This window comes from Pseudogracilibacillus sp. SE30717A (assembly GCF_037071985.1).
In the GTDB taxonomy this organism is placed as follows: domain Bacteria; phylum Bacillota; class Bacilli; order Bacillales; family Amphibacillaceae; genus Pseudogracilibacillus.
On the sequence record NZ_JAXHDF010000005.1, the window covers coordinates 55,388 to 76,799 of the forward strand.

At 35.0% G+C, this 21,412-nt stretch carries 16 protein-coding genes and 1 other annotated feature; of the genes, 4 read left to right on the plus strand and 12 right to left on the minus strand.

Annotated elements, in window-relative coordinates:
• Positions 1-23 precede the first annotated feature (23 nt).
• Together SPD48_RS09040 and SPD48_RS09045 are read left to right on the plus strand one after the other, a co-directional pair.
• Entirely contained in the window at positions 24-926 is a 903-nt protein-coding gene (locus SPD48_RS09040) for an ATP-grasp domain-containing protein (protein WP_336257776.1), read from the plus strand.
• Entirely contained in the window at positions 923-1,798 is an 876-nt protein-coding gene (locus SPD48_RS09045; protein ID WP_336257777.1) for an ATP-grasp domain-containing protein, read from the plus strand. The genes SPD48_RS09040 and SPD48_RS09045 overlap by 4 nt, the downstream gene beginning before the upstream one ends.
• Positions 1,799-1,961: 163 nt before the next feature.
• Here SPD48_RS09045 and SPD48_RS09050 read toward each other — a convergent pair whose 3' ends face one another.
• Positions 1,962-4,607: a valine--tRNA ligase gene (locus SPD48_RS09050; protein ID WP_336257778.1), complete on the minus strand. Its 2,646-nt coding sequence runs from the start codon at positions 4,605-4,607 to the stop codon at positions 1,962-1,964.
• A 513-nt stretch (positions 4,608-5,120) separates the two neighbouring features.
• Positions 5,121-5,341: a binding site (T-box leader), on the minus strand.
• Between the two features lie 118 nt (positions 5,342-5,459).
• Here SPD48_RS09050 and SPD48_RS09055 point away from each other — a divergent pair.
• A complete protein-coding gene (locus tag SPD48_RS09055; protein WP_336257779.1) occupies positions 5,460-5,648 on the plus strand; it encodes a hypothetical protein in 189 nt (62 codons plus the stop codon).
• Positions 5,649-6,038: 390 nt separating this feature from the next.
• Here the strand turns inward: SPD48_RS09055 and spoVID are convergent, their stop codons facing one another.
• The 7 genes from spoVID to hemA all read right to left on the minus strand — a co-directional run bounded on the left by spoVID (position 6,039) and on the right by hemA (position 14,157).
• Positions 6,039-7,088 carry a stage VI sporulation protein D gene (spoVID, locus tag SPD48_RS09060; protein WP_336257780.1) on the minus strand — a complete coding sequence of 350 codons (1,050 nt, stop codon included), beginning with the start codon at positions 7,086-7,088 and terminating at the stop codon, positions 6,039-6,041.
• A gap of 877 nt (positions 7,089-7,965) precedes the next feature.
• Positions 7,966-9,249, minus strand: a complete 1,284-nt coding sequence (hemL, locus tag SPD48_RS09065; RefSeq protein WP_336257781.1) for a glutamate-1-semialdehyde 2,1-aminomutase — start codon at positions 9,247-9,249, stop codon at positions 7,966-7,968.
• 15 nt (positions 9,250-9,264) lie between these two features.
• Positions 9,265-10,248 carry a porphobilinogen synthase gene (hemB, locus tag SPD48_RS09070; RefSeq protein WP_336257782.1) on the minus strand — a complete coding sequence of 328 codons (984 nt, stop codon included), beginning with the start codon at positions 10,246-10,248 and terminating at the stop codon, positions 9,265-9,267.
• Position 10,249: 1 nt separating this feature from the next.
• Positions 10,250-11,017 carry a uroporphyrinogen-III synthase gene (locus SPD48_RS09075; RefSeq protein WP_336257783.1) on the minus strand — a complete coding sequence of 256 codons (768 nt, stop codon included), beginning with the start codon at positions 11,015-11,017 and terminating at the stop codon, positions 10,250-10,252.
• Positions 11,014-11,943 carry a hydroxymethylbilane synthase gene (hemC, locus tag SPD48_RS09080; RefSeq protein ID WP_336257784.1) on the minus strand — a complete coding sequence of 310 codons (930 nt, stop codon included), beginning with the start codon at positions 11,941-11,943 and terminating at the stop codon, positions 11,014-11,016. The genes SPD48_RS09075 and hemC overlap by 4 nt, the downstream gene beginning before the upstream one ends.
• Before the next feature lie 14 nt (positions 11,944-11,957).
• The gene (ccsA, locus tag SPD48_RS09085; protein WP_336257785.1) at positions 11,958-12,776 is read right to left on the minus strand and encodes a cytochrome c biogenesis protein CcsA; all 819 of its coding nucleotides are present in this window, start codon (positions 12,774-12,776) and stop codon (positions 11,958-11,960) included.
• Positions 12,777-12,801: 25 nt separating this feature from the next.
• Entirely contained in the window at positions 12,802-14,157 is a 1,356-nt protein-coding gene (hemA, locus tag SPD48_RS09090; protein ID WP_336257786.1) for a glutamyl-tRNA reductase, read from the minus strand.
• Between the two features lie 247 nt (positions 14,158-14,404).
• Between hemA and SPD48_RS09095 the strand changes: the two genes are divergently transcribed.
• Positions 14,405-14,887: a LiaI-LiaF-like domain-containing protein gene (locus tag SPD48_RS09095; RefSeq protein WP_336257787.1), complete on the plus strand. Its 483-nt coding sequence runs from the start codon at positions 14,405-14,407 to the stop codon at positions 14,885-14,887.
• Positions 14,888-14,936: 49 nt separating this feature from the next.
• Here the strand turns inward: SPD48_RS09095 and yihA are convergent, their stop codons facing one another.
• From yihA to tig, 4 genes are all read right to left on the minus strand, one after another.
• Complete coding sequence (yihA, locus tag SPD48_RS09100; RefSeq protein WP_336257788.1) at positions 14,937-15,518, minus strand: ribosome biogenesis GTP-binding protein YihA/YsxC; 582 nt, start codon at positions 15,516-15,518, stop codon at positions 14,937-14,939.
• On the minus strand, positions 15,499-17,835 hold the full coding sequence (gene lon / locus SPD48_RS09105) for an endopeptidase La (RefSeq protein ID WP_336257789.1): 2,337 nt from the start codon (positions 17,833-17,835) through the stop codon (positions 15,499-15,501). Before lon ends, yihA begins: the two co-directional genes overlap by 20 nt.
• A 322-nt stretch (positions 17,836-18,157) precedes the next feature.
• Positions 18,158-19,432: an ATP-dependent protease ATP-binding subunit ClpX gene (gene clpX, locus SPD48_RS09110; RefSeq protein WP_336257790.1), complete on the minus strand. Its 1,275-nt coding sequence runs from the start codon at positions 19,430-19,432 to the stop codon at positions 18,158-18,160.
• 635 nt (positions 19,433-20,067) lie between these two features.
• Positions 20,068-21,360: a trigger factor gene (gene tig / locus SPD48_RS09115; protein ID WP_336257791.1), complete on the minus strand. Its 1,293-nt coding sequence runs from the start codon at positions 21,358-21,360 to the stop codon at positions 20,068-20,070.
• Between the last annotated feature and the right edge of the window lie 52 nt (positions 21,361-21,412).

A 21,412-nucleotide genomic window follows, 5' to 3' on the forward strand; every position in this document is an offset into this window, starting at 1 on the left:
TTTTTCGGAAAGGAACTATCTCATTGAATCTTACATGCTGGATCATTTATAACGGGTTTTTAAAAAGTAATAAATTTATTGATTATGCGGAAATGTTTCAAAAAGCTGCAATAAAACGAGGACATCAGGCAATTTTATATAAAAATAGTGATTTATTACCTTTATTAACGAACGAGTTAAGCATTTTAAACAATTCACATAAAACATTACCTGATTATGTCGTTTTTACGGATAAAGATATTTATTTAGCGAAACAATTAGAACTTTTAGGTCTGCCAGTATTTAATGCTTCAAGAGCAATTGAAATTTCTGACGATAAAATTTTAACGTATCAATACCTTTCAGCTAGAAAATTACCAATCCCTAAAACCATTATATCTCCAAAAACATATGGGTTAACAATACGCGAAGATGAATTGTTCCTCAATCAAGTAATGAATGTATTTTCTTTCCCTTTCATTATTAAAGAGGCATTTGGCTCTTTTGGAGAACAAGTATACCTCGTTCACAATGAGGAAGAATTGAAAAAGGTTAGTGAAAATATTTCCAACCGACCATTTGTTTTTCAAGAGTTCATCGAATCAAGTTATGGGAAAGATATCCGAGTACAAGTGGTTGGAGACAAAGTGGTTGCCGCGATGATACGAACAGCTCAGGATGACTTTCGAGCAAATGTGACTTCAGGCGGAACCATGCAACCTTATCAACCGACAAAGTTGGAACAAGAAGTTGCTATCAAAGCAACCAAAGCAATTGGTGCTGGCTTTGCAGGCGTCGATTTATTGTTCGGAAAAAATAATACGCCTATTATTTGTGAAATAAATTCAAACGCACATCTTCGTAATTTATTGGATTGTACCGGAATAAATGCCGCTGATGATATCATCCATTATATTGAACAGAAGTTAAAGGAAGTGACACCATGAACGGATGGCTTATTTATGATGAGGAAGCTGCAAAAGAAAACAAGTCTTACATTGATTGGTTTATCTTAGAGGCAGATAAACAAGGGATTCGATTACAATTGGTCCTACGTGAATTTTTAACTATTGGAATCGTTAGTAAAAAACATATGTTACTTTATCAAAACGAGGAAATAAGGTTACCTGAATTTGTTATCAATCGTACAATCGATCTGGTTCTTCTATCTTTTATGAAAAAAAATCATATCATTTGTTTTAATTCATTAGAAGTTGCTCAAATTTGTAACCATAAATCGTTAACCCATCTAGAAATTAACGAACTTAACATTCCTATGGCACCAACCTATTTTTATAATAAACATATGTTGCCAAAACACCCTCCACTTCCATATCCTTTCATTTTAAAAGAAGCAACCGGGAGAAGTGGGAAACAAGTTTTTTATATAGAAAATGAAAACCAATGGGATCATTCAATCGCTACGCTTTCTTCTTCTGACCTGTTAATTCAATCTACTCCTGTTCAGCTAGGAAAAGATGTCCGTGTCTTTGTCATCGGAAAGGAAATTATTGAGGCCGTTTTACGAGTGAATCAAACAGATTTCAGAGCTAATTATAAACTTGGTGGAAAGGCTATACCTTATCAACTTTCCGCTAAAGACAGATCTATGATTCAAAAGATAATCGATCATTTTGATTTTGGTTTAGTGGGAATTGACTTTTTAATTAGTAAAGACGGTGAATTATTATTTAATGAAATTGAGGATGTCGTTGGTTCTCGCATATTAAGTGAAGTATCTGATGTGAACTTACTGGAAAAATATATTGCATTTATCAAGACCACTTTATTAGAAAGAGCTAAGACATTTGTTGGATAAATTCATCGCTCTATAAAAAAATAAGAGGCAGGGACATTAATGATAATCAAAGGTAGATGAAGAAATCACTTCTTCCATAGGCAATAACTGTTTGAGCAGCGTTAACACATCTCTTACATTGCCACATTTGCATTAACTACTTTTGTCCCTGTCTCTTATTAATTTAACCTTTTAATTCTTTCAAACGTTGCTCCACCATTTCTCTCTTTTCAATATATTCAACTTCTTTTTTCCTTTCGGCTTCTACTACCTTTTCAGGGGCTTTGTCAACAAACCCTTTGTTTGAAAGTTTCTTTTGAACTAAAGCAACCTCTTTATTCCATTTTTCTAATTCATTTTCTAAACGGGCAATTTCTTTATCAAAGTCAATTAACCCTTCTAGCGGCAAGAATACTTCAGCTCCTGTAATGACTGCACTCATTGACTGTTCTGGTGCCTCTATCTGTTCACCAATCACTAATTCACTTGTATTACAGAAACGTTCAATAAAATGACGATTCCCCTCTAATTGTGTTGTCACACTATGATCTGACGTTTTCACATACATTTTTACTTGTTTGGACATTGGTGTATTTACTTCTGCTCGAATATTTCTTACAGCTTTAATAATATCCATTATCTTTTTCATTTGGTCAGAGGCTGCTTCATCATGATACTCAGCGTTTACTTTTGGCCATGATGCAACTGTAATCGAGGTTCCTTTATGTGGTAATTGTTGCCAAATCTCTTCAGTTATAAATGGCATATACGGATGAAGCATACGTAAAGTTTGATCCAAAACATGTGCTAATACAGATCTTGTAGTTTGCTTTTTATTTTCATCTTCTCCGTAAAGAGAGACTTTAGCCATTTCAATATACCAATCACAGAAATCATCCCATATAAAATTGTACAAGTAACGACCTGCTTCACCAAATTCATATTTACCTGTGTTCATAGTAACATGCTCAATCGTTTCATTTAGTCGAGTTAATATCCATTTATCTGGTAATGCTAGTTCTCCTGATAAATCAATATCTTCATAGGCCATATCTTCCATGTTCATTAATGCAAATCGTGAAGCATTCCAAATTTTATTAGCAAAATTCCAAGTAGATTCTACTTTTCCCCAATGGAAACGTATATCTTGACCTGGTGTCGAACCAGTTAATAAGAAATAACGTAAGGAATCTGCACCGTATTTATCGATTACTTCCATTGGATCAACGCCATTGCCGAGTGATTTACTCATTTTACGACCTTCGGCATCGCGAATTAAGCCATGAATGAGTACATCTTTAAACGGTTTTTCTTCTGTAAATTCTAACGATTGAAAAATCATACGCGCAACCCAGAAGAAAATAATGTCGTATCCGGTAACGAGTACATCCGTTGGGAAATATCGTTTGAAATCTTTACTATCCTTATCTGGCCAGCCCATTGTTGAAAACGGCCATAATGCAGACGAGAACCATGTATCTAAAACATCTTTATCTTGCTCCCAGTTCTCTAAATCTTTTGGTGCCTCTTTACCTACATACACTTCTCCTGTTTCTTTATGATACCAAGCCGGAATTCGGTGTCCCCACCATAACTGTCTAGAAATACACCAGTCTCTAATATTTTCCATCCAGTGTAGATACGTATTTTCAAAGCGATTCGGTACAAAATTAACTTTTTCATCTGTTTTTTGAAGCTCTACTGCTGCATCAGCTAAAGGTTGCATATTTACAAACCATTGAGTCGATAAATACGGTTCTACTACTGCTCCACTTCGCTCTGAATGGCCGACCTGATGTGTATGGTCTTCAATTTCAAATAACACGCCTTGTTCCTGTAAATCTTTTACGATCGATTTACGACACTCAAATCGATCCATGCCTTTATATTTTCCAGCATTCTCATTCATTGTTCCATCTTCATTCATAACAAGTACACGCTCTAAGTTATGCCGATTTCCAATTTCAAAATCATTAGGGTCATGAGCTGGAGTAATTTTCACTGCACCAGATCCAAATTCCATATCGACATAATCATCTGCAACAATTTCGATTTCACGCCCAACTATTGGCAAAATTACTTTTTTACCGATTAAATGTTGGTAACGTTCATCGTCTGGGTGAACGGCAACTGCAGTATCACCTAGCATTGTTTCGGGACGTGTTGTAGCAATCTCTATTGTTTCGTCACTATCTTTTATTGGATAGCGCATATGATAAAACTTTCCTTGTACCTCTTCATAAATTACTTCTATATCGGATAATGCTGTTTTAGTCTTCGGATCCCAATTTATAATATATTCTCCTCGATAAATGAGACCTTTTTCATATAATTTAATGAAGACTTCTTGCACAGCGTCAGATAATCCATCATCTAAAGTAAATCTTTCTCTCGTATAATCGAGACCTAAACCTAACTTACCCCACTGTTCGCGTATGAAATCTGCATATTCCTCTTTCCATTCCCAAACAGTTTCTATAAACTTCTCTCTTCCCATATCATAGCGAGATTTTCCTTTTTCTCTTAGTTTAGCTTCAACTACAGCTTGTGTCGCAATCCCAGCATGGTCCATCCCCGGAAGCCAAAGAACATCATAGCCTTGCATCCGTTTCATTCGAGAAATTGTATCTTGCATTGTCGTATCCCATGCATGGCCTAAATGTAACTTTCCAGTTACGTTTGGTGGAGGAATAACGATGGAAAAAGGTTCCTTCTTTTCATCATCAGTTGCTTCAAAATATTTTCCTTCCAACCAGAATCCATAACGATCTTCTTCGATTGCTTTATGATCATATTTTGGTGGTAATTGTTGCTTATTATTCTCTGTCATAACATTTCCTCCTTATGTTTTAAAAAATGATTTTAAAAGATTTATTAATTTATTACAATAAACGTAAACTGTTCAGTAGTAAATATTTAAGAATGAACTGAACAACCGCTGCGGAAATATGTTTCGCTTTCCATGGGCGGCTGTTGAGCCTCCTTGTGCTACGCACTGCGTAGTCTCACCTATGCCTACGCTCCCATAGGAGTCTTCACATATTTCCTCCGCTGGGATGGTCACTGTTTGACTGATAACAACAATGCTTTCTATTAAATACATTCATGCTAGCGTAGGAAAAATACGAAGACTCCTGCAGGAACAGCACGAGTCCGAAGATCCCTGTAGGTTCTCGTTAACGAGAACCTACAGAAGCTGAGGCCGTGCCTGCGGAAAGCGAAGTATTTTTCCGAAGCGGTTTCCAAAAATTAATTTGATGCATCTACTGCACAGTTTATATCTACTGTACAAAGCAAAAGTCAATAATCTTTTAAAAACAAACAAAAAAACCTTTCATCCTCTAATAAGGACGAAAAGTTTATTTCCGTGGTACCACCTAATTTTACAAGTTATACTTGCACACTCATTGTACGTAACGTGTATGAAGCGATTTCTTTTACTATCAGTTCAAAGAAATAGTATCAAGGGCGACCTTCTAAAAAAATATTTTAGAAAACTTCCACCAAATGTTTTCTTCTCTAGAAAAATATATTTTTTATACTCTTCCCTCTCATCACTGTATAACTATTTAATTACTTGTAGTTTATTATTTTTCTTATAACTTTGCAACTTTTTTATCTATTTTAGCACGTTTATATCTATTCTATACATATATTAACCGTAAGCGAGGTGATATCAACGATGACAAAGCATTATCGCTATCGGTTACATCCCTGGTTGAATAAGTGTGTTTGTGTCTTAGAGAAAGCAATATTACCGATTTTGATTTTCCAATTAATTCGTACATTATTCATCACAACTACATTTGACCTGATATTACTAGGTATCTTTATCGGTATTTTTATTATGTTTTACTTACGATGGCTGTAAACATTCGGTTACTAAAAGTTAACAAGAGTGAGGCATAGCGTTCAAAACTTTTAATTCCAAACGAATATCGTTACATTCATACGATTATATATGTCTTCCCTCAGAAGAAGATAGTATTCCGAGGGGAATATAAATGAGTTTAAAGATATGTGATCAAAAGAAGTAAAGTAGCAGCACTGGGGAGAATATATACGGGGGTGACCGAAAAATATGGGAGAGACTCGCTGGGAAACATACCCAATATCAAGGCAGTCTTTATTATAGTAAAAAAACATTTTACTGAAATGCTCCTCTATAGAAATGGAACACTATATTAAAAGCAAAAGATAAATCCGAGTTGATTCAAAGTTTTTGAATCATCATCCGGATTTATCAATTAACTGTTCAAAACTATTGCCTCACTTTTACAGGAATATATAGTAACTGGCCTTCCTCAAGCCCTTCTTCTGTTAGATTATTATCTTTAATCAATTGCAATGTAGACATCTCATATCGTTTAGCAATCGATTCAATGGTATCATCTTCCTGTGCAATATATATTTTCATCTTGGAATACTCTTCCTCTTCTTCTCCACCAAATAAGTCTGTTAAAAATCGTACATCTTTTACATCTTCTTCATTGTCTTCTTCTTTATTTTTACTTAACTGTATATCAATTTCATTTTCGTCACTTGATTCAATTTCAGTAGAGTTCACTTCGATTATATCTGCCTCGTCAATTGTTTCACTTATTTCTGCTTCTTCCTCTATTTTATCCGGTTCTTCCATTACCTCTTCACTTTCTGTGTTAGTTGTTTCCTCCATTTTACTTACCGGCTCTTCTTCTGTTTCTTTTGAAGTTACCTCACTAATGTCAACGGATTTTTCCTGTTCATGTTCTTCAGGTTTATTATTTACACTTTCTTTTGATTCGCCTTCTACTGAAGATTTTTCGGCTTCTGCCATTTGCTCCTCCCCCTCTGACTGAGAAGTTTCTGTTTGTTGTGTACTTTGACCGACGTCCGTATCCCCTTTTATCCCATGGATATGTATCAAAGCCGTTAGATTTAACTGATTAAGATCTGGAAGTTCATAATCAAACGAATCTACAGATACAGTAATATCATTCAAGTTTTCTACTCGATATAAAGGGACAGATATTTCTACTGGAAATCGATGCGAGAATTGTGCTTTATGGTCATTTGTTTCCATCACTTTCTCTATAAAAGCTTTTGTCTTTCCGTCATATGAAGATTCAACATTATTATTTGTGGAATCACTGGCCTTGTTATATTCTCCCTGTAAAATAATTAAACCACGAATTTGTATATAACTATCAAATTTTTGGATAGCAATATCTGGATTTAACGAAATTGATATCATCTCAGCAATCTCTTGTCCGCTTTCGAAGTGCAATGTCTCATTTAACTCAAATTCAATCATGTCATTATTTTGTTTCAACATTAGTCCTCCTTTTACGTAAAATATCACTTTTCGAACTGCTCACGTTATAAAAATATATGTACTCAAAATACGTAATATAACCTTTCTCAGAATAAATATTGTTTATTTCATATTTTAATGGAAAGGTTGAAGGAGGAAAGAGAAGGTATTAATTTATATATAACTCAACTTTCTCACCGAAAATGCTTATATTTGATATGTTGACAACCTTATCATGATAAAATAGCTTTGCATAATTACGTAAACTGCGACGTAATGACATCAATTTTATTAATTTCCGTTAAGCCGCTTCGGAAAAATACTTCGCTTTCACCACAGGCATTAGAGCGACATCTGTTCAAGCTGCACTATCGCTTGCTTTCACAGTGTCTCCTTTACCGCAGGCACGGCCTCAGCTTCTGTAGCTTCTTCTTGTTAACGAGAAGCTATAGGGATCTTCCGACGTACAGGATGTACTGGTGCAGACATTGCCACAGGACGTGGCATACTTAGTGCATAGGCCTAGATGAGACTACACAGTGCGTAGCACATTGGAGGCCGGGCAGCCGCCCATGGAAAGCGAAACATATTTCCGCAGCGGGTTAATCAGCTTACACCTAATTTTAGTTACTGCACAGTTTATATCAAATGCAACGATCAAATATCTTGGAATATAGTGGTGTTTTCAAGCAACTAGTTAATTGAAAATACAACTAAGGAAGTGAATCTCTAAATACCCTAATACTACAAAGGGTTATTTATCTATTTCAGGCTACGAAAGTTGAGTATATAAGAAAATAGAACTTAACTTGGCTAAGTATTGTAAATAAGTACAGAATCAGTAGATCTTTAGAGCAACAAAAAACGAGCGATACATTTCGCTCGTCTTCTTGTTTTATAAAGTCGAAAATACTTTATTAACTGACTGAATAGTTTTTTCGATAAGTTCATCTGTATGTGCAGTTGATAAAAACAATCCTTCAAATTGAGAAGGCGGTAAAAATACTCCTTCGTTAATCATCCCACGGTAATACTTAGCAAAACGGTCGAGATCCGACGTTTGTGCCGTTTCATAATTTATTACTTCTTGCTCAGTGAAGAAAAAACCAACCATAGATCCAACACGATTAACCTGTAATGGGATTTGATACTTTTCTGCAGCTTCTTTATAGCCTGCAACTAATTTATCCACCTTACGATTTATTTCATCATACGTTTCTTCCGTTAACTGTGACAACGTTTCATATCCCGCAGTCATTGCTAATGGATTACCTGATAATGTTCCTGCTTGATAAATATCACCTATAGGAGCAACTCTTTCCATAATTTCCTTTTTACCGCCATAGGCGCCTACTGGTAGTCCCCCGCCAATTACTTTACCTAAACAAGTAATATCTGGGATAATATCGAAGTGTCCTTGAGCACAAGTATATCCTACTCGAAAACCGGTCATCACTTCATCAAAAATAAGCAATGATCCATATTCCTCAGTAATTGAACGTAAATGTTGCAAAAAGTTATCCCGTGGTGGCACAACACCCATATTTCCAGATACAGGTTCTACAATTACTGCAGCAATATCTTCACCATATTGCTCAAATGCATATGTAACACTTTCTTTATCATTATACGGAACAGTAATTGTATGTTCTGCTACTGATTTAGGTACGCCTGGACTGTCAGGTAGTCCAAGAGTGGCTACACCTGAACCTGCTTTAATCAATAGGGAGTCCCCATGGCCGTGATAGTTACCTTCAAATTTTAGAATTTTATTTCTATTTGTATAACCTCTCGCCAATCGCAAAGCACTCATCGTTGCTTCAGTTCCTGAATTGACCATCCTTATCATTTCAACAGATGGAACGCGATCAATAACCAATTTAGCTAATTTACTTTCCAACGTCGTCGGCGCTCCAAAGCTCGTTCCTTTTTCTGCTATCTTTTTTAAACTTTCAACTACTTGATCATCTGCATGTCCTAAAATAAGGGGTCCCCAACTTAATACATAATCAATGTACTCATTACCGTCAATATCAGTTAGGATTGCTCCTTTGCCTGATTCCATAAAAATTGGATCCATTCCAACCGATTTAAATGCTCTTACTGGAGAGTTAACCCCTCCAGGCATAAGCGAAACCGCTTCTTTATATGCTTCTTCTGAGTGAGTAAAATTTGACAATTATATGCACCACCATTAATTATTTTTTAACCATGTTGCTACATTCTTTGCATAATACGTTAATATTAAATCAGCGCCTGCACGTTTCATGCTAGTAAACATTTCGAGTACTAATGGCTTTTCATCAATCCAACCATTTTGTGCTGCCGCTTTAATCATTGCATACTCGCCACTCACATTATAAGCTACGATAGGAATATTGGTCGCGTCTTTTACTTCACGAACAATATCTAAATATGCAAGAGCTGGTTTTACGATGAGCATGTCTGCTCCTTCATCAACATCTGTTAATGCCTCTTTTAATGCCTCACGACGATTTGCAGGATCCATTTGATATGTTTTCCGGTCTCCAAACTGTGGAGTACTGTCAGCTGCGTCTCGGAATGGTCCATAAAAAGACGATGCGTATTTAACCGCATACGACATAATAGGTATATGGGAAAATCCGGCTTCATCTAAAGCTTGGCGAATAGCAATTACAAATCCATCCATCATATTTGACGGAGCAATAATATCTGCACCAGCTTCTGCTTGGGATACGGCTGTCTGCGCAAGAAGTGCAAGAGACTCATCGTTATCTACATCTTCACCATGAATCACACCGCAATGCCCGTGAGAAGTATACTCACAAAGACATGTATCAGCAACTACCAACATCTCGGGATGAGTTTCTTTAATTAATTTTGTCGCTTGTTGAACGATACCTTCTGGAATGTATGCTCCTGTACCTACATCATCCTTATCTTCCGGTACCCCAAAGATCATGACTGCACGTATTCCTAATTCGCTAAGTTCTTCCATTTCTTTTTCTAGTTGATCCAATGATAATTGGTAAACACCTGGCATGGAGCTGACTTCATTTTTTTTATTTTCTCCCTCAACGATGAAAAGTGGGTAAATAAAGTCATCTGTTGTTAAATGAGTCTCTCTTACCAAGGAGCGCATGGATGCGGAAGTACGTAACCGTCGATGCCGTTTAAATTTGAGATTTTCTATCATATTATTCATCCTCCGTATTAACAAATTCAACCATACATTCAACCATTTTTTCAATTGTAAAAGTTTGCGGTACGACTGTTTGAGCAAAGTGAAATGACTTAGCTACTCGTTCAGTCGTTGTTCCGATACAAACGCATGGGATCTGCGAAACTTTTTCTTTAAAAGGAGACTGCTCTACCATCTGCATAAACGTTTTTACAGTTGATGGACTTGTAAAAGTCAGAAAATCAAGTTCCTCATTTTCCAATGTATTTAACAATAATCCTTTATTTTCTAAATAAGGATTAGTTTCATAGACCACAACTGTTTCAAAGGTAAGCCCTCTCTTCGTTAGTTCCTCTACTAACAATTTTCTGGAAAGATTCCCTCTTACAAGTAAAATATGATTCGCATCTGGAAAGCGAGTAAAAAATTCTTCTGCCATTACTTCCGCATTGTAAATGCTCGGGATAAAATCTGCCTCGTACCCAAATTCTTTTAAAGCATTTTCTGTTTTATGACCTACCGTAGCGAAAAAACAGTTAGAAAGGAGTTCTTGGTTTGGACCCAATCCTTGGAAAAAGCATCTTACACCATGTGCACTAGTAAAGAACACCCATTTATATTGACTTAAATCGATCCTATTTCCACTTTCTTTTTGACAAGATATTTTTAATAATGGAACTTCTATTGGAATACCTTCAGCTCGCTGAATATTAACTGAAAACTGCTTTGCTTGAGATGCTTCTCTTGTTATTAATATCTTTTTCCCCCGAAGCGACAATGTCATTCTTTGTCTAACTCCTCTTTAGCGGCTTCTACCATTGATTTTGCGCCTTCTTCAATTAGTTTATTAGCCGCATATTCTGCTACAGCCTTAATCGTATCACCTTTTGATGTACAAGTTAAAATTTGTTCGCCATCCATCGATGCAACCGATGTATATAGAACAATTTCTCCATTATCTAAATGCGCATATGCTCCAATCGGGGCTTTATCTTCATCATCCAGTAGATTGACAAACTCTCGTTCTGTTTTAATTGCGATTTCTGAATCTGAATCATTTATTTTTGTTAATAATTCGATCATATCTTCATCTTCATTACGGCATTCTATAGCAAGAGCTCCTTGTCCAGCTGCCGGGGTAAAATCATTTGCGGGTAAATATTCCGTAATAACATCTGTGATTCCAAGGCGCTTCAATCCTGCAACTGCTAAAATAATTCCATCATATTTTCCGTCTTGCAATTGTTGGATACGAGCATCAACTGCTCCCCTAATCCACTGCGTTTTCAAATACGGGTACTTAGCTTTAATTTGAGCGGCCCGTCTTGCACTGCTCGTTCCTATGATCGCACCTTCTGGAAGTTCACCCAATGGGATATTATTTCGTCCGATATATGCATCCCGATGATCCTCTCTTTTAGGAATGGCAGCAATGGTGAACTCGTCGTCTAAATAGGCTGGGAGATCTTTTAAACTATGTACAGCGAAGTCAATCTCTTTATTTCGTAAAGCATCTTCAATATCTTGTATAAATATTCCGACTCCGCCAACTTTTGAAAGTGAAACTTTTTGATTTCTGTCTCCTTTTGTTGAAATATACTTAAGCTCAAATTCATATGGAACTTGTAAGTCCTTTAATTTTTGAATTATTTGCTTGGTTTGGGTTACAGCTAAAGTGCTTTCTCTTGTTCCGACGATAACTTTTCGCATCCTTCTCTCCTCCTTCAAAAATGAAAACCGGACAATGTACTAAATAAGAAAAAGTTAATTAACAACCATAAAAATGCAGCACAATTATAAATTGAAATCGGTTTACCTCTATATCCTTTTAGGATACGTAGTAAAAGGTAAATAATGTAAACGATTAAAACTAATATCGATCCGATTGTCTTCACATCGAACCAATAAAATTCCGCTTTTGAAACATATGCCCATACAAGACCAAAAATTAAACCTATTAATAATAAGGGTACTCCTAGGACGATTGAAAAATAGGAATAAGCATCTAATTTTCCCAAATCAGTAAAGCGCCACATCCAATTTAACCCTTTTTTCTCCTTTAAAAAATAATACTGAATTAAGTACATAAGTGCTAAAGTGAAGGAGATAGTGAAAAACCCGTATGACATTATTGCTAGCGTAATATGGATTACTAAAATCTCATGAACAAATTGACTCCCTTGATCATACGATCCAGTCATTGCATTTATTGATAAAGATAATAACAATAAAAAAAAGCTAAATAAATTCGTAAAAAACACAACAAAATGTACATGAAAAAAGTGATTTAATAAAACTGAAAATAAAATTAATACCCATGAATAAAAAAACAAACCATCGTTTAAAGTTAAAATAGGGAAATTTTTCTCGATAAACGTTTGGTTATATAAAATAATTGTTTGCATAAACCAAACAATACAGAGTAAATAAAACGATAGTTTATTTACTCTGTTATTACTTTTAATAAAATCCATGAAATATCCAATTATGCTAACACCATAAATGAAAAGCATTAGCTCATAGATCCATTTTGAAGCAAACATCTACTTACCCTTTCTTAAATCAAACTTAATCCGCAATTGGGGGCGCGGCGTTGTTTGTTGCTCCAGAAATAATGGCCTTTGTCTTGTTTGATTTCTTTTCTGCTTCTTTCTTAACATTCTCATCAATTCCGAACACATCAACAAATAAGGATAGCAACTCATCTGCATTTTTCTTCCCAGCCATTTCTTTTGCCTGTATGATCGGTTCCTTCAATAATTGATTTATAATACTTTTAGTATGTTTACTAATTACCTTTTGTTCACGCTCAGTTAAATCAGGGATTTTTCGCTTAATACTCGCAAACGTTTCACCCTGTATGTCTAATGCTTTTTCTCTCAAAGCTCGAATGACTGGAACGACTCCTAGCGTTGTAACCCATTCCTTAAACTCGTCTATTTCTCCCTCTAATTGCATTTCTATAACAGAGGCAGCTTCTTTTCTCTCCTCTAAATTTTTATCGACAATAAACTGTAAATCATCAATATCATATAAAAACACGCTATCTAATTCACTAATATTCGCATCTAAATCACGTGGCACAGCAATATCAACTAAAAAAAGTGGTTTTCCTTTTCTAACTCGTTGAATTGGTGCAATATCTTCTTTTGTTAATACAGGCTGTTTCGCCGATGTAGAACTTATTAATATATCTGCGTCTTTTAATACAGTATCTAATTCATCTGCTTGTTTTGCTTTTGCATTGAAATGACTTGCTAATTCTTCAGCTCGTTCAAGCGTTCGATTAACGACTGTAATATTTTTTACACCTGCTCCGTATAAATTCTTTGCAGCAAGTTCGCCCATCTCTCCAGCACCATAAATAACAACATGTTTATCGGTTATATCTCCAAAAATTTTCTTTGCTAATTCAACAGCCGCATAACTTACGGAAACAGCGTGTTGACCTATTGCAGTTTCTTTATGAGCTCGTTTTGCAAAGGTAACTGCTTGTTTAAATAGTTCATTAAAGATCGTTCCAGTTGATTTTAATTTTTGCGCAGTTAAGAACGCATCTCTAACTTGGCCGAGTATTTGAGTTTCACCAAGTACCATAGAATGGAGACCTACAGAAACACGAAGTAAATGTTCAATTGCATCATCATTCTCATTAATCTCTAAGTATGGACCAAATTCTTTTATTGGTAGTTCAAACCAGTCTGATAAAAACTTTTTAATATAATACCGACCTGTATGGATTTGATCAACTACTGCATAAATTTCGGTCCGATTACATGTGGAAATAATAATATTCTCCAAGATACTCTTTCTTTGGTTTAATTCCACAATTGCATCCTCAATCGTATGTTCAGAGAAAGCAAGCTTTTCACGAATCTCTACTGGTGTTGTTTTATAATTAAAGCCTACTTGTAAAATATACACGTTTCATGCTCCTTTAAGCATATAATTTCGATAAGATTATAATAATTCTAATCTAATTATATCATTAAGTATAAATTATTTCCTGTTATAGATTTGAAATAACTTTGACAATTGTAACCTTTTATCTAGATTATGGACAATAAGGTGTGATTCAGTATATAAATATAAAGAAAAATGGTACTTGTTGAATTTGATCGAGTATATTATGATAGTACATGTATTTTACCTTTAAAAGTGGGGATTAAAGATGAAAAAACAACATGCTCTTTCTGCTTACATATTAATCGGTATAGGGATATACTACCTAATTAAACAACTAAATTTATCTTGGTTTGAAAATTTTTATTCTTGGCCAACATTTTTAATTATTATTGGTATTGCCTTTTTGATACACAGTTATTCCAACAATGAATATAATAATCTTTTTATCGGGGTATTGTTACTAGGCTTAGGCATTCATTTTCATGGCTTAGAAAACTATTCATTTTGGCTTGATCACTGGTCTGCTTACGCTTTAATTGTCGGGATAGCTTTTTTCATAAAATTTCTTAAAACAAAGACCGGTCTAATTCCATCCGTTGTATTAATTGGCGTATCTTTATTAATGATTTTTTCGGTTACTCTACCAGAATGGTTCCAATGGATTTATGGAGTAGCAGAGTTTATTGAAACATTTTGGCCAGTTGCACTGATTGTGATTGGAGTATATTTATTAAAATTCAAAAAGTAATTCCATGCTAATAAACCACTGAATCATATAATATTCCAGTGGTTTATTTTTATACATATCGTTTTATTTCATTCCAGATAAGATCTTTATTTTCATTCGTCACTGCTGAGAAAGGAATAATGGTCAGACCCTCTACATCAGCAAACACTTGTTTAATCTGATTCAGACGTTGACTTCTCTTGTTCTTTGCAATTTTATCCAATTTAGTAGCGATGATCAGTAATGGAATATCTAAATAATTAATATAGTCTACCATTTGAATGTCTTCGTTTGTAGGTTTATGTCGAATATCGATGATTTGGATAACAAGTTGTAATTGTTCCCTTGTTTCGAAGTATTCTTCCATCATTCTACCCCATTTTTCTCGCTCCGTTTTCGAAACTTTTGCATATCCGTATCCTGGAACATCGACGAAATAAAAGGCTTCATTTATCGTATAAAAATTAAGAGTGCGTGTTTTCCCCGGTTTTGACGAGGTTCGTACTAAGTTTTTTCTCCCAATAATTTTATTTATAAAGGAGGATTTACCGACATTCGATCTCCCAGCTAATGCGATTTCTGGGAGATTCGATTTCGGATATTGTGCTTGTGAAACAGCGCTAATTTCAATTTCAGCTTTCGTTACTTTCATTTGATTCCTCCGCTAGAGCGTGTTTTAATACTTCATCTAAATGTTTTACTTTAATAAATGTTAAATCATCGCGAACACTTTTAGGTATATCTTCAATATCCCTTTCATTGTCGGCTGGAATAATAATTGTACTAATTCCAGCTCGATGGGCACTTAATGACTTTTCTTTTAATCCACCAATAGGCAAAACATGTCCTCGTAATGTAATTTCTCCAGTCATTCCTACATCACGTTTTACAGCCCTACCAGTTAAAGCAGATACTAGCGCGGTTGCCATGGTAATTCCGGCTGAAGATCCATCTTTTGGAGTAGCACCTTCCGGGACGTGAATGTGAATATCATACTTTTTATGAAAGTCCTGTGGAATATGAAGTTCATCTGCTCTTGACCGAATATAACTAAAGGCTGCTTGGGCCGACTCACGCATAACATCACCAAGTTTACCTGTTAAGATCAATTCACCTTTTCCAGGATAATGAGAAACTTCGATTGCTAAAGTATCTCCACCGACTGCTGTATAAGCAAGACCAGTTGCTGTTCCTACTTGATCTTCCTGTTCCATTCTTCCATAACGATACATCGGCTTACCGAGTAATTCTTCAATTCGATTTTTCGTTATAATCACTCTTTTTTGCTCGCCAGAAACAATTATTTTAGCTGCTTTTCTACAGAGTGTGGCAATTGTTCGTTCTAATCCTCTTACTCCTGCTTCTTGTGTATATTCTCTAATTACAGTTAATAAAGCGTCATCTCGGATTTGTAAGTTACCTTTTTTCAATCCATTTTCTTTTAATTGCTTCGGTATTAAATGTTGCTTGGCAATATGAAGTTTTTCAACTTCTGTATAACCTGCAATTGAAATCATTTCCATACGATCCAAAAGTGGACCAGGTATATTGTTCACATAATTAGCAGTTGCAATAAATAATACATTCGATAAGTCGTACGTCTCTTCAATAAAATGATCGCTGAAATTATGATTTTGCTCAGGATCAAGTACTTCCAACATCGCTGAAGCAGGATCTCCTCTAAAATCATTCGCCATTTTATCTATTTCATCAAGCAGAAAGATTGGATTAACGGTACCAGCTCTTTTCATCCCTTGGATAATGCGACCTGGCATAGCTCCGATATATGTTCGTCTATGTCCTCTTATTTCCGCTTCATCTCGCACTCCCCCTAATGAAATACGGACAAATTTCCGATTAATGGAACGAGCAATAGATTTTGCGAGCGATGTTTTACCTACTCCTGGTGGTCCTACTAAACATAAAATTGGACCTTTTATTGAATTAGTAAGTTTTTGTACTGCTAAATATTCCAAAATTCTTTCTTTCACTTTATCTAAACCATAATGGTCGGCATCAAGGATTTTTTCAGCCTGTTCAATTTCGATTGTATCCTCTGTTCTTTCATTCCAAGGTAATGAGATTAACCAATCGATATAATTTCTAATAACAGAGCTTTCCGCTGAGCTTTGTGGAACTCGTTCAAAACGGTCCAGTTCTTTTAATGCTGTTTCTGTAATACGCTCAGGCATTTTTCGTTCAGTTATTTTTTCTCTAAGTTGATCCGCATCACTTAGCTTTCCGTCTCCTTCACCTAACTCTTTTTGGATTGCCTTCAGTTGTTCACGTAAATAATATTCTTTCTGCGTTTGTTCCATAGACGTTTGAACACGCTTGCCAATTTTCCTTTCTAAATCTAATACTTTTTTTTCATTTGTAATAATGGTTAATAAATGTTGCATCCGTTCCTTCACATTATCTTTTTCTAATAATTCTTGTTTCTCTTTTACTTTAATAGGTAAATGTGAAGCAATCATAAATGCTAGTCGGCTCGGTTCATCTATATCTGATACGGTTGCAAGTGTTTCTTTCGTTATTTTTCTTGAAACTTTAATATATTGACCAAACTGAGACACTAACTGCCTCATTAACGCTTCTTCTTCATGAGAATTGTCCGATATATCTTCTAATTTATTGATTTCAACTTTATATTCTTTTTCTTCTTCTACATAACGGATAATCTCCGCCCGATACAAGCCTTCAACAAGTACCCGTATTGTTCCATTTGGAAGTTTTAACATCTGATTTATTTTAGCCAAAGTTCCAATGCGATAAATATCATCAGGTTTTGGGGCCTCTATTGCTACCTCTTTTTGAGAAGCAAGAAAAATTGTCTGATCGCCCATCATTGCTGTTTCTAAGGAGGCAACAGACTTCTCCCTTCCAACATCTAAATGGAGTACCATAGAAGGATATACGAGAATTCCACGTAAGGCTAATAGAGGAGTTTGGGTTGAATCGATTGACATATTCGTACCTCCAACATATACATCTATTTCAGATTCTAATTAATAGTATTTCCTATAAAGGATAAGCTTAAACGAACTATACCAATAAGAAAAGACTGACTGTAACGGTCAGCATCTACTCCCTATATTTAAAGAGGTAAATGTGCACAGGTAGTCAGTCTTTTTTTAATTCTGGTAAGTAACAAACTAAACCTACGGCAGGTTTAAAGAAGTTTGTTACATTTTTTGCATTTGTCGAGCTGCTTTAAACAATGTACTAATTATAGATAGCAACAGCCCAGATAGAAAGTTCCTTATGAGAACTTTAGTGCATTTTTACACATTAAGCACTTTCTTTTGGAATGCTTTTATCTTCTTCGATCGTTCCATCTGTATAGAGAAGTTTTGGCCTCATATTTTCCCTTGTTACTGTATCCTTTGTTATGATGCATTTCTCTATGTCTTCTCGAGATGGAAGTTCAAACATAATATCTAACATAATATTCTCGATGATAGAACGTAAACCTCTTGCACCTGTCTTACGTTCCATCGCACTTTTTGCTATTTCAACTAATGCCTCTTCTTCAAACTCTAATTCAACATTATCCATTTGGAATAATTTTTCGTATTGTTTAACTAGCGCATTTTTTGGCGTTGTTAAAATTTCAATTAATGCCTTTTCATCTAACGGTTGCAAGCTAGCAATTACTGGTAAACGCCCGATAAATTCAGGAATTAACCCGTAGCTTAGTAAATCTTCCGGTAATACTTTTGACAACAATTCGCCCATTTCCATGTCTTCATGTTTATTATGATCACCGAAGCCAATCACTTTCTTACCGAGTCGACGTTTAATGATTTGATCAATTCCGTCAAAAGCTCCACCTACAATGAACAAAATATTCGTTGTATCAATTTGAATGAACTCTTGATGCGGATGTTTACGGCCACCTTGTGGAGGTACACTTGCTACTGTTCCTTCAAGGATTTTTAATAAAGCCTGTTGAACCCCTTCTCCAGATACATCACGTGTAATGGAAGGGTTTTCCGATTTTCTGGCCACTTTATCAATTTCATCAATGTAAATTATTCCTTTTTCCGCTTTATCAATATCATAATCTGCGGCTTGAATTAACTTTAATAAAATATTTTCTACATCTTCTCCAACATATCCTGCTTCTGTTAATGATGTAGCATCCGCAATTGCAAACGGTACGTTTATAATTCTTGCAAGTGTTTGTGCAAGTAACGTTTTACCACTACCTGTTGGTCCGATCATTGCAATATTACTTTTTGATAATTCAACATCATCAGCGTTTTTCGATGAATTAACTCGTTTATAGTGGTTATACACTGCTACTGATAAGTTCTTCTTCGCTTTTTCTTGTCCAATCACATAGTTATCAAGTGTTTCACAAATTTCTTTTGGAGTTGGAATCTCATCAATTTCTACATCATCTTCCATTCCGATTTCTTCTTCTACAATTTCAGTACATAATTCGATACACTCATCACATATATATACACCTGGTCCTGCGACCAATTTTCTAACAGATTCTTGATCTTTACCACAAAATGAACATTTTAATTGTCCTTTTTCTTCATTGAATTTAAACATATTTTCACCCCTAAACGTTTAACTCACTCATTAAAATCCAAGCGTTATAGCAATCATATCAGATACATATTGGAAAATAAAATAATACACCCTTGTAATATTCCGACAAGTCAAGGTTTATTTTTTTCCAATCCATCTGAATAATAACATTCCTCTATTGTTCCATTTTATTAATTTTTTATAAATATATTCTTGATTGTATCAATATGTTTATTAGTTGAATCAATTTCATAAATGGTCATTATGAAAATAAATTCGAACTTATTCAAATAAAGTCGTCCTTCCATTCGCTATTTAACATAAACAACTGATGGTTGGAATAAGTGATGATTTGCTTCCTAGTCGGCTACAAACAGTCACGTCCTATGGGGCGTAAGTGGAAAGACTTAACGTCTCTACGGAAAGCGACCAACTTGAGTAGCAATTGATATTTAAGTTATTTATTCTGATTTTAAACTTAAATTTAAATTATGACATTGATTTAGTCAAAAATTGTTTTTAATAAGTGAAAACAAGGTGCAACTTATTATGCACCTTGTTCTTTGAAGTTTTTTAATTCTTTTAATTAATTTGCTCGGTAGATCCATTAAATAATGTTATTCCGTGCAATGTCAGTCATACATCTGTATAAGATTTTATAAAGCTTTACTTTCATCTACGATAAAGTTAATTGCTTTTTTAATCTTTAAGTCTTCTTTTAATACGTCTGCATTGCCGCCTAACATACCTAGGATTTGATCTTTTTCCATATTGTACATAGAAGCCATTTCTTCTAGCTCTTTATCAATATCTTCTTCACTTACTTCGATTTCTTCTGCTTCTAGAATAGCTTCAAGCGTTAAATTAGTTTTCACACGCTTTTCAGCATCATTTTTCATTTGTTCTTTTAACTCATCTTCTGATTGGCCAGAGAATTGGTAATAGTTATCAATTGTCATACCTTGCATTTGCAAACGCTGTTCGAATTCACGCATCATTTGATCCAATTCAGTATCAATCATCGCTACTGGAATATCAACTTCCGCATTATCAGAAACTAACTCAATAAGTTTTTCACGTTTATTATTCTCAGCTAATTGCTCTTTTTCTTTTTGTAATTCTGCTTTTTTCTTTTCTTTCAATTCTTCGAGTGTTTCTACTTCTTCATCAACATCTTTAGCAAAATCATCATCTAACTCAGGAACTTCTTTTTCTTTTACTTCATGAATCTTCACTTTAAATAGTGCTTCTTTTCCTGCAAGATCTTCAGCATGATAATCTGCTGGGAAAGTTACAGTGATTTCAGTATCTGCTCCTGATTCTTTCCCGATTAACTGCTCTTCAAAGCCTGGAATGAATTGACCAGATCCAATTTCAAGTGGATGGTTTTCGCCTTTACCACCTTCAAATGCTTCTCCATCTAAGAACCCTTCAAAGTCGATTACAACTGTATCTCCTTCTTCAATAGCGCCTTCTTCTTTTAATACGAGTTCGGCCTGGCTCTGTTGTAAAGATTCCATTTCTTTCTGAACGTCTTCATCTGTTACTTCTACAGATTCTTCCTCAACTTCTAAGCCTTTATATTCACCAAGTTTAACTTCTGGTTTTACTGTTACTTCACAAGTAAATACGAGTTCTTGACCACGCTCGATTTCTTCAATATCGATTTGAGGCTGGTCTACAGGGAAAATACCTGTTTGATCAACTGCTTCACCGTATGCTTTCGGTAAAATAAGATCTACCGCATCTTGATAAAGTGATTCAACTCCAAAACGATTTTCGAAAATATTACGAGGTATTTTACCTTTTCTGAATCCTGGTACAGAAACATCTTTTACCACTTTTTTAAATGCTTGATCTAATGCCTGATCGAATTCATCCGCTGAGACATTAATCGTTAAAACTCCTTCATTTCCTTCTTTTTTTTCCCATTTTGCTGTTACTGCCATTTTATTCCCTCCAACTGATTTCAAACTATCTATTCATTCATTTTCATAGTCA

Excerpts from the sequence above, each read along its gene's own strand:
- SPD48_RS09045 (WP_336257777.1), top strand. The coding sequence starts at position 923 with ATGAACGGATGGCTTATTTATGATGAGGAAGCTGCAAAAGAAAACAAG.
- SPD48_RS09050 (WP_336257778.1), bottom strand. The coding sequence starts at position 4,607 with ATGACAGAGAATAATAAGCAACAATTACCACCAAAATATGATCATAAA.
- SPD48_RS09055 (WP_336257779.1), top strand. The coding sequence starts at position 5,460 with ATGACAAAGCATTATCGCTATCGGTTACATCCCTGGTTGAATAAGTGT.
- hemB (WP_336257782.1), bottom strand. The coding sequence starts at position 10,248 with ATGATAGAAAATCTCAAATTTAAACGGCATCGACGGTTACGTACTTCC.
- SPD48_RS09075 (WP_336257783.1), bottom strand. The coding sequence starts at position 11,017 with ATGACATTGTCGCTTCGGGGGAAAAAGATATTAATAACAAGAGAAGCA.
- hemC (WP_336257784.1), bottom strand. The coding sequence starts at position 11,943 with ATGCGAAAAGTTATCGTCGGAACAAGAGAAAGCACTTTAGCTGTAACC.
- ccsA (WP_336257785.1), bottom strand. The coding sequence starts at position 12,776 with ATGTTTGCTTCAAAATGGATCTATGAGCTAATGCTTTTCATTTATGGT.
- SPD48_RS09095 (WP_336257787.1), top strand. The coding sequence starts at position 14,405 with ATGAAAAAACAACATGCTCTTTCTGCTTACATATTAATCGGTATAGGG.
- yihA (WP_336257788.1), bottom strand. The coding sequence starts at position 15,518 with ATGAAAGTAACGAAAGCTGAAATTGAAATTAGCGCTGTTTCACAAGCA.
- lon (WP_336257789.1), bottom strand. The coding sequence starts at position 17,835 with ATGTCAATCGATTCAACCCAAACTCCTCTATTAGCCTTACGTGGAATT.
- clpX (WP_336257790.1), bottom strand. The coding sequence starts at position 19,432 with ATGTTTAAATTCAATGAAGAAAAAGGACAATTAAAATGTTCATTTTGT.
- tig (WP_336257791.1), bottom strand. The coding sequence starts at position 21,360 with ATGGCAGTAACAGCAAAATGGGAAAAAAAAGAAGGAAATGAAGGAGTT.